The sequence below is a fragment of the Kitasatospora sp. NPDC002551 genome, assembly GCF_040296005.1.
Taxonomy (GTDB): domain Bacteria; phylum Actinomycetota; class Actinomycetes; order Streptomycetales; family Streptomycetaceae; genus Kitasatospora.
On record NZ_JBEOWI010000153.1, the window covers coordinates 1 to 3,019 of the forward strand.

General features: G+C 74.6%; 2 protein-coding genes. Both read left to right on the top strand.

The window, feature by feature from the left end:
* On the top strand, positions 1-607 hold a 607-nt coding region (locus ABT093_RS40740; protein WP_350572561.1), incomplete at its 5' end, for a hypothetical protein.
* A gap of 146 nt (positions 608-753) precedes the next feature.
* Positions 754-2,610: an RNB domain-containing ribonuclease gene (locus ABT093_RS40745; protein WP_350572562.1), complete on the top strand. Its 1,857-nt coding sequence runs from the start codon at positions 754-756 to the stop codon at positions 2,608-2,610.
* Positions 2,611-3,019 lie beyond the last annotated feature (409 nt).

Genomic DNA, 3,019 nt, shown 5'->3' on the forward strand with positions numbered 1-3,019 from the left:
GCCCCGGCCCGGCCGCGCCCCGGCCGCCGGCGGCCTCCTGACCCCCGCCGAGACCGCCCTGATCCACTGCCTCCGGCAGTACGCCGCAGAGGTCGACCCGACCTCCGAGCCGGTCCTCGAAGGGTGGGCGTACCCCTCCCCCTTCCATCTGCTCCTCGATGTCGGCCGGCTCTTCACCCCGGCCCCGCTCCCGCCCGCGGTCGCCCCGCTCATGGTGACCTTCTGCTACACCAACGCCGTTCAGACGATCGCGGACCAGGAGGATCCCGCCTTGGTGTACGTCGAGGGGTTCGCCAGCTGCACCGTCGACAGCGCCGTCCACCACGCCCCCCACGCCTGGGCCACCGACGGCATCCACGCCATCGACCCGACCTGGCCCGCCGATTCGGGCTGCGCCTACCTCGGCATCCCCTTCGCGGACCCCGCGATGTGGCCGCACCCGCTGTACGGCGACGGAATCCTCCAGCAGTACGCCACCCTGCTCCCGATCCTGCGCGAGGGTCTGCCTGCGGACGCGGTCGCCGACATAGGCCGACCGCTCCCGCGCCGGGCGAGCCGCCGCCGTACCGAATCCGCGGGACCGCTCAGCCGCACGCCCTCCAGCTGACCTCCAACCCCGCCCTTCGCCGTTCGCCCTTCGCCAGGAGCCGAATCCCCGACGCCGACAGCGCCGTTGGACATGATGCGAAGGACGGGCTGCCGGAGGCAGCACCCCACGACCGAACAACTCCGCCCCACGAAGGAACCGAACCGTTGTCTCAGCCTCTGGCCACCCAGCCCTCCGTCCTCTCCGGCCCGGCCCCTGCCGTCATGATCGACCGCCCCGGCTCCGTCGACCGCGACGACGCCATCGGCATCGAGCGCGTCGGCGACGGCTGGCGCCTGACCGTCTACGTCGCCGACGTGGCCTCCGGCGTCGCACCGGGCAGCGCCGCCGACCGGGAGGCGTTCACGCGGCGCGAGTCGGCGTACGGGGGCTGGCGGGGCACCCAGAAGATGCTGCCCGGGCCGGTGGAGGCCCGGTTGACCTTGGCCGAGGGGAGGCCGTGCGCCGCGATCGCGATCCGCGTGCACGTCCTTCCGGACGGACAGGCCGGGCGCGTGGACGTCGAGCGGGCGACGGTGAGCGGCCTGGTGGCCCTGGGCCACTCCCAGGCCGCCGCGGCGGTCCGCGACCGCGCGCATCCCCTTCACGAGGTCCTGCGCGAAGCGGCGGCGGTGAGCGAGGTCCTGCTCGCCCGCCGGCGCCGGCAGGGGGCGCTCGCCCTGTACGACCTCCTTAGCGGGTGGGCGACCAGCGAGGACGGCGTCGTGGTCCGGCTCGCCTCCTACGAGCGGACCATCGGCTACAAGATCGTCCAGGAGTGCATGATCGCCGCGAACACCGCGCTGGCCTCCTGGGCGGCGCAGCGCGACCTCCCGCTGCTGTTCCGCAACCACGCCGCCGGCCGCGTCGCCGCCCCGCGCCAGACCCTGCTGGACGATCTCGACGTCGCCTTCGCCGACGGCTCCGCCGCCCGGCTGGAGGCACTGCGCGAGCGGACCCTGATGACCCTCAAGGCGGCGGAGTACGCACCGTTCATGGGCGGCCACTGGGGCCTGAACCTGCCGGGATACCTGCATGCCACCTCGCCCCTGCGGCGCTACGCCGACCTGGTCGTGCAGCGGGTCATCTCCAGCCACCTGGACGACGCCGCCTCCCCGTACGGGCAGGACGACCTGGCCTCGATCGCCGAGGCGCTGAACACCGGCGCCCGGCAGGACCGAGAGGCCGAGCGGGACTCGCGCAAGTCGGTCGCGCACTCCGCGGCCCGACGCGGTGCCGCGGCGACGGAGGCCGACTACACCGGCCTCGACACCTCCGCGTTCCACGCCCTCCTCAAGCGCGGCTGCAAGGAGAACATCGCCGGCGCGCCCCTGGTCGCCGAGACCGCGCGGCGGGCCACCGAAGGCCAGCTCACCTCGCTGGAGATGCAGATGGTGCTGCTCGTCGCCGGCGGGCCCGGCTGGGAGGAGGGGCGCACCGCCTGCCTGGACGCCATCGCGGCCGCGCCCGAGAAGGCCGTTTCCGTCCTGTCCGTCCACTCGCAGGTCAACGGCTTGCCGCCGGTCGAGTTCACGGTCCAGACCTTCGGCCAGGCCCCCACCACCGTCTTCGCCGCCCAGGCGTCGTGGCCCGCGGGTGGAAGCCCCGTTGAAGGGGCCCGGCGGTCCGGGTCGACGAAGAAGGCGGCCCGGCACCAGGCGGCCCTCAGCCTGCTCGCCGCGCTCGCCGACCTTCCCGATCCATCCCTCGACCTCGCACAGCCCGTCCCCGAGACCGCGCAGCCCCCGGCCGCCGCGCCCGGCGTCGAAGCGGTGGAGGGCCGCTCGCCGATCTCGGTCCTCAACGAGTACCAGCAGATCAAGGTCATCAGCGGCCTGAGCTACACGATGGCATCCGAGGGCCCCAGTCACCTTCCGACGTTCACCTGCACCGCGCAGGCCACTCACGACGGCGCGGCCGTCGTCGCCTCGGCGTCGGCCTCGACCAAGGCGGCGGCCAAGACGGCGGCGGCGGCCGGTCTGCTGGCGCGGGTCGACGCGGCGCGGGCCGAGCACGCTGCCTGATGCCGGGACGGGTGCGCCGCGGGCCGAGCGTGCGCGAGGGAAGTGGGCAGATCCCGGCAACCGCCGTGGCCGACCCGTGGCCGCTCGTGGTCCGGGTGGCCGGCGGCCGGGTCAACCATCTGGCCCGTCCTCGTGTGACCCGAGCAGGCCGGCCGACCGGGTGGCTCGACCTGGCCTGCGGTGGCAGCTGCCTCGCCGGCGCCCTGGACAACGACCTGCGGGAGAGCGAGTGCGCCCGGTGCGCCGAGCGGGCCGGGCGGGACCGCGACCCCGAGCGGTGGCGGATCGCCGCTGCCGAGCGTCGCGCGCAACTCGCGGCGGCAACGCCGCCACCGTCACCGTCGGCCCCGGCACCGTCAACCTGCTGACCGGCGACTACGACCTCGGCCGCACCGACGCCGCCTTCCAC